A 6,545-nucleotide genomic window follows, 5' to 3' on the forward strand; every position below is an offset into this window, starting at 1 on the left:
AGTATGAGCATTACCTAAGAAACCCCTACCTCTAAGGTAGTGGGTAGTTCATTACGCGCTGTTAGATGAAGCCTTACAATATAAAGTTGTAAGGCTTTTTTATTGCAAAGCTTTACTGAATAGAGCTTTACTATGCTGAGCTGAGTAGGCTATAACTAGTATGTAGCGCATTAATACAGTCAGTTTAATATCGAGAATATTAGAGAGGTTAGCGGTCCTCCTTTTGAAGTATGATAACTACAGTGGGAAGTGGGACGATAGCGCTTAAAAGGTACTTAGCAAGGTACTAAGAGACGTACTAAGCAAGACACTTGAAGTGCTTGGATGACATTTGGCCGCTGCGTATTTCTTGAGTGCAATCTATTGTATCTTCATCAAGACTTGATAGCGCTAAGATGCGTTATGATTATAAAAAAGCACATCAGCGCTGGGTCGCTATATATTTATCTTACAAGGAGTTCCCTATGAAAACATTATATGTCACTCGTACTGCACCAAATCCACGCAAAGCACTTATTTTATTAGCGTCAAAAGGTATTGACGTTGATGACATGGATGATATAACGGTCGTGGATATTGACTTCGCTAGCAATGATCAGATGTCAGATGCTTTCACGCAAATAAATCCCATGCAAACGGTGCCAGTATTGAAATTAGATGATGGGACGATACTCAATGATTCTCAGGCTGTTTGTGAGTATCTTGATCGTGTGTATGGTGAGCGCTCAGTAATGGGCAATGATGTTGTACAACGTGCTCAAGTTTGCTCTATGCGCCGTATTGCTGAGTTTGAAGTGCTGTATAATCTTATGCTAGCATTTCAGCACAGCCATCCATCGAAAGCACAGCTTGTTGAGCAGGTGCCAGAGTTTGTAGTGCCGTCTATCGCACGGGCTACCAAAGCGCTGACCTATTTTGAGAAATCTCTGGACGGCAAAGAGTACTTGGTAGGAGAGCAGCTCAGTTTCGCTGATATCGTGTTATATTTAGGTTTAGACTTTGGTAAAATCCTCAAGGTCAATCCTGATGAGCAAGGCGAAAACCTAGCGCGGTTTTATAACATGATGAACGAGCAATTTAGTATTAAAAAAATGACGAAAGCCTAAGGCGTGTTTAGCATTGCACTGACAGCCATCCATACTATCACGCAGTACTATCTGTGAAGTGGCTGTGGGCAGATGTTAAGAAAATCCCTAATTTAATCAGGTGATTATCGAAGAAAAAATAGCTAGCTATCAGGGCTGGCTATTTTTGTTTATAGGGAATTTATATTCATTTTACGATATGTTGGGCACCATCAGTGCCTCGGCACACGTCGTTATGTTCTCGGTTTGGGCCATATCTATCTTCTAAAGCTGCCGCACGCGCTTTTTCAAAAAATTAATAAAAACACACATTTTATTACAGATGACAACAGAGCCACGGTTATAGTGTTTAAAATGCATAAATCTTTTAACTGATGCGTATGAGCTATATAATAACCAGTTCGACAATAATTCATCTTATTCTGGTTTTAGCCTAGCCGACGAGTATTTATTGAAATACATATTCCGGTAGACGAGTCGCGAAATTCAATTTTTTGCTAGAGTAATGCAGGAACAATATTTAGATCGTACGAAAAACGGGTCAGATAAGCTTACTAAGAGGTGTACTGTATGGTAGGTAAAAGCACAAAGCTAATTCTAATACCAAGTGTATTGGCAGCGATGTTGGCGTTGGGTGCTTGTCAAAACGAGATACAACCCGCCGAAAGTGAGGTGTCAACTACAAACGAAGCCGATATGATCAGCGAGCCGGTACTGTCTACGAGTGCGTCGGCCAACGGATCTGATGAGTTTGAGTTACCGGAAGAGCAAGAAACGATGGCAAGTCTATCACGCTATCGCTGGGCGTTATGGGCCGTCGATGACGATACCGGCGCATCGTCGGTCAATGCGCTAGCAGATATTAAAGATCAAGTGATGTTAACGTTTAACCAAAGTCAAGGTCAAAACACTTTGAGCTATAGTGTTGGCTGTAACACCATGAGTGCTGTTTATCAGTTGCAAGACCTCACGTTAACGATTGAAGAAAGCATGAGTACCAAAATGCTATGCAAAGATTTAAATCAGGCAGAAAATCGCCTGAATGAGTTGATGCAAGGGACAAGCCAATTAAGTGTTACCGATGAAGAGAACCCTTTACTCACACAAGTCACTAGCAGTGGGATTAGTTTGGTTTGGCAAGGTATGCTAACGTCGCAAGCGAAATATGACAGCAAGGGTAAAACGGTTTTCTGGGCAGTTAATTCAAAAAAGACACCATGCGGAAAAGACCAGTCACAGAATTGCCTACAAGTGAAACCCATCACTTATGATGAGCAGGGTATCAAAGTCAGAGAGGGAGAGTGGCGCGCTTTTTCTGGTGAAATAGAAGGTTATCAGCATGATGATCAGCACGAAAAAGTGTTGCGCATACAGCGTTACAAAATAGACAGCAGCGAGGAATCAGCATCCGGCACAGCGGCTACAGAGTCAGACGAAGCGTATGCCTATGTGCTAGATGCTGTGATCGAAAGCGGTGTGGCTGAAGACGGTAACGTCTAATTGTCCGCGATTTACATCTTGTTTGGTGCTGTTTTAGCCGTACCAAATGATTGATTAAGCATAAAAGATACGGGTTCATGTGGCCCGTGTGTTTTCTGCTCACCCGATTTAACGTAAGTTTCCTAGGTCTTCTTCAGTCAAACGCCAGCGGCCTTTTTTCTTAGAACCACCGCGTCCTCGCAGCGCGTTATTCAAAACCAGTTTGTTCATAGAGTGACTGGAGTGCGCATGGCAAATAGCGCACGCTAGGCCATCGGCTGCATCTTGCTGCGGTACCACATCTAAAGACAGTATCCGGCAAACCATTTCTTGAACCTGCTCTTTAGCAGCCGCTCCATAACCACAAACGGCCTGTTTGATCTGCCGTGCCGTATACTCTGATACCTCTAGGTCCAACGCCACCATAGCAGCAATGGCTGCTCCACGAGCCTGTCCGAGTTTGAGTGCAGAGTCTGGGTTCTCGGCCATAAAGACCTGCTCAATAGCCGTATGAATAGGCTCATCTGCATATTTTAAGTGATGCTGAGTAATACGTGTCAAACCGTTAAAGATACGTTTTAGGCGTTCTGGCATTTCTTTAGTGTCTGTACGAATGGTACCTGCATCGATATATGTCAATTTGTCTCCGCTTTGCTGGATGACTCCATAGCCCGTCATACGTGACCCTGGGTCAATCCCGATAATAATTGCCATAGTATTCCGTCATACTTACGTTTTATTTTGTGGCTTAAAAATAAGCCTTAAGTTTGATAGTATAGCAATCAATCCCCATATACATAATATGTTAGCCATCTTAATTTGCATGGCGCTCAATTTTTTGGTATTTATTTTATAGGACGACACTTTATGGGTCAGATAGTTGGTATCGCCATCGTTTGGTTTATTATCGAGATGCTACTGTGGTATTTGCTTGCTCAGTTTATGAGTGGTTGGTGGGTGTTTATGTGGTTTATTATTGCCGCCGTTATAGGTATTTCGCTTATGCGTAAGGGCATGGCTGCGCTTAATCCGATGGCGCAGCAAATGAAAGCGGGTGGGATGATGAACCCAGGAGCGCGCCCGCAAGAATCTACCATGATTAAGAGCGTTGCGATGGCAGCGGCAGGTATTCTGTTACTTATTCCTGGTGTACTGAGTGATTTTCTTGCGTTATTGGTGGTCCTACCGCCTGTACAGAAAAAACTCAAAAACGTTGCCAATAACTATGTCATGAATAACCAACAAAAGATGATGGAAATGATGGCCAAGCAAATGGGTGGTCAAATGGGCGGCGGTCAGAATCCATTTGGTGGCGCAGGTGGTATGGGTGGTCAAAATCCTTTTGGCGGTGCAGGCGGAATGGGCGGTCAAAACCCCTTTGGTCAACAACAAAACCCGTTTGGTGACTCATTCAAGCAACACACGACCGTGGATGGTACTGCCAAAGATGTCCCAAAAGACGTAAAGAAAATTACCAAGTCAGCGAATGACGAATAGGTAGTAACTGAATAGGCGGTAACTGATAGGCATAAAAAAGCCCCTCTGGTCAGTGACCGGAGGGGCTTTTAAGTGGTAGTAAGCGACTGGATATGAACTCATTTTATGGGCTCATTGCCTTTAAATTGCTCACCAACCGAATTTAACAACCAAAGTGCCGCCGTGAGATGGTGACCCATGAACCGTGAAGTTCAGGGCGGATGCGTCACTACCTCTGCAGGTTTCCTGAGACACCGCGAACGGTGCAGGTATACACAATGAGGTAATAGGTATCGCATCCTAATAAAGCATTATCGGCTCAGGGAATAAACATCTACTAGCCAACACTTCAGAATATTTTTATATTAACCAATGATGTGGGAGATTGCAAGTAACTGTTACAGTTTAATCTGTGGTAAAAATAGTCAGTTTTTCAGCAATTTTGAGATATGTGCTAATATAGAGGGCTTTAAATACCCTAAGACAGCATTATAGGCTTTCATTCACTTGAGGAGCGGCAACATATGACCAGTAATCAGCAACCATCAGAGTCTATTGATGACAATCAGGCGCAGATTAATAATAAAGACGGCGTGCAAAATAAAAAAACGCCGCACGTTTTGATGATATTAGACGGCTTTGGTCATCGTGAAGAAGATAAAGACAATGCCGTTGCTGCCGCCAACATGCCTAATTTAGACAAAATTTATCAAAAATATCCGCATGGTTTGATTTCTGCTTCAGGGGAAGATGTTGGGCTACCAGGCGGTCAGTTTGGCAATTCAGAAGTCGGGCATATGAACATGGGTGCTGGTCGGGTCTTGTATCAAGATTCAACTCGCATCTCAAACGAGCTTGTCGATCGTGAGTTTTATAAAAACGAAGCCTTAGTCGATGCTGTAAAAGCGGCTAACGAGTTAGGCGGCAATGTGCATATCATGGGCTTGCTCTCAGACGGTGGTGTGCACTCACATCAAGATCATATCGAAGCGATGTGTCACTCCGCACTGGTGCATGGTGCCAAAAACGTTTTTGTTCATGGTTTTTTAGACGGTCGAGATACACCGCCAAAATCTGCTGATAAATATATCAACCGTCTGCGTGATTATATCAATAAACTGAACGCGCACTATGAAGGTGGTCGAGTACAGATTGCTAGTATTATTGGACGTTACTATGCGATGGATCGGGATAATCGTTGGGAACGTGTACAAAAAGCTTATGAGTTAATGACTGAAGGTAAAGCTGAACGACTATCAACGCGAGCAGATGGAGCAGTTCAGGCTGCTTACAAAGCGCGTGAGACCGATGAGTTTGTCAGCCCGACGACTGTGATTGGACGTGATGAGGTGCCGTATACAGTCGAAGACAATGATGCTCTCATTTTCATGAATTTCCGTGCAGATCGTGCGCGTGAGCTTGCACAAGCGTTTGTTTTACCAGATCATGAGTTTTCAGGTTTCGCTCGTCAAAAGCAACCAAACTTGGCTGCTTTTGTGATGCTGACTAAATACTCAGACGTGTTGGCAGATAACCCAAAAACCAGCATCGCATACCATCCAACATCGTTGAGCAACACCCTTGGTGAATATTTGCAGAATAACGAAAAAACTCAGCTGCGTATTGCAGAAACTGAGAAGTATGCCCACGTAACCTTCTTCTTTAGTGGTGGGCGTGAAGCAGAATATGAGGGAGAGACTCGGATTTTAATACCTTCTCCAGACGTTGCTACTTATGACCTAAAGCCTGAAATGAGTGCACCTGAGGTGACGGATAAACTGGTGGAAGCGATTGAGTCTGGCAAGTATGATGTATTAGTCGTGAACTACGCCAATGGTGATATGGTTGGACACACAGGCGTATTTGATGCTGCTGTAAAAGCTGTGGAGGCTCTGGATGTCTGTGTTGGACGTATTGAGTCTGCTGTACGTGCGGCTGGTGGTGATATGCTGATCACCGCGGATCATGGTAACTGCGAGCAGATGCAAGACTATGAAAGTGGTCAAGTGCATACCCAACATACCACTGAGTTGGTACCATTAATTTATGTGGGCGATCAAAACATGGCAGTACGTAGTGGTGGTAAGCTGAGCGATGTTGCGCCAACCATTCTGGCGTTGATGGATATTGATACACCAGAGGAAATGACTGGTAAAAGTTTATTGGAGCCAGTATTGTAGTTCAGTCATTTTAGTATGCTATCTCATGATTGAGTAAAGACTCTGTCATATAGCGTAGAAAAAAAGGCATCAAAAAAAAGGAGAGATAATTACTGTCTCTCCTTTTTTTGTCCGCTTTTTTTGTCCGTTTTACAACCAATCATCAAAACCACCAATCATCAAATAAAATTACCATTTACATGTTTGGTGGTTAGGATTACTTGCAATACTATCCTAGTTTTTGATGTGCCCTTAGTGCTATCTTATAGAGTGATTTTGTTACATCTATAGTATAGTAAATCTTATATAAAATCGATACAATAGCTATCATAAACTCATTTAACAG

At 43.1% G+C, this 6,545-nt stretch carries 5 protein-coding genes and 1 other RNA gene; 4 read left to right on the forward strand and 2 right to left on the reverse strand.

What is annotated here, in order from left to right; genetic code table 11:
• Positions 1-464: 464 nt before the first annotated feature.
• Both L0J61_RS08100 and L0J61_RS08105 read left to right on the forward strand, forming a co-directional pair.
• On the forward strand, positions 465-1,106 hold the full coding sequence (locus L0J61_RS08100) for a glutathione S-transferase family protein (RefSeq protein WP_301465941.1): 642 nt from the start codon (positions 465-467) through the stop codon (positions 1,104-1,106).
• A 549-nt stretch (positions 1,107-1,655) separates the two neighbouring features.
• Entirely contained in the window at positions 1,656-2,585 is a 930-nt protein-coding gene (locus L0J61_RS08105) for an META domain-containing protein (protein WP_301465943.1), read from the forward strand.
• 108 nt (positions 2,586-2,693) lie between these two features.
• Here the strand turns inward: L0J61_RS08105 and ruvC are convergent, their stop codons facing one another.
• Complete coding sequence (ruvC, locus tag L0J61_RS08110; RefSeq protein WP_301465945.1) at positions 2,694-3,278, reverse strand: crossover junction endodeoxyribonuclease RuvC; 585 nt, start codon at positions 3,276-3,278, stop codon at positions 2,694-2,696.
• Positions 3,279-3,431: 153 nt separating this feature from the next.
• Here ruvC and L0J61_RS08115 point away from each other — a divergent pair, with 153 nt between their 5' ends.
• Complete coding sequence (locus tag L0J61_RS08115) at positions 3,432-4,061, forward strand: FxsA family protein (RefSeq protein WP_301465946.1); 630 nt, start codon at positions 3,432-3,434, stop codon at positions 4,059-4,061.
• A gap of 142 nt (positions 4,062-4,203) precedes the next feature.
• On the opposite strand, the gene ssrS is transcribed toward L0J61_RS08115, so the two are convergent.
• Positions 4,204-4,399: non-coding RNA, 6S RNA (gene ssrS, locus L0J61_RS08120), on the reverse strand.
• A 234-nt stretch (positions 4,400-4,633) separates the two neighbouring features.
• On the opposite strand from ssrS, the gene gpmI reads away from it, so the two are divergent.
• Entirely contained in the window at positions 4,634-6,220 is a 1,587-nt protein-coding gene (gene gpmI / locus L0J61_RS08125; protein ID WP_301465947.1) for a 2,3-bisphosphoglycerate-independent phosphoglycerate mutase, read from the forward strand.
• Positions 6,221-6,545: the final 325 nt, after the last annotated feature.

The sequence above is a fragment of the Psychrobacter sp. genome, assembly GCF_030457785.1.
Lineage (GTDB): Bacteria > Pseudomonadota > Gammaproteobacteria > Pseudomonadales > Moraxellaceae > Psychrobacter.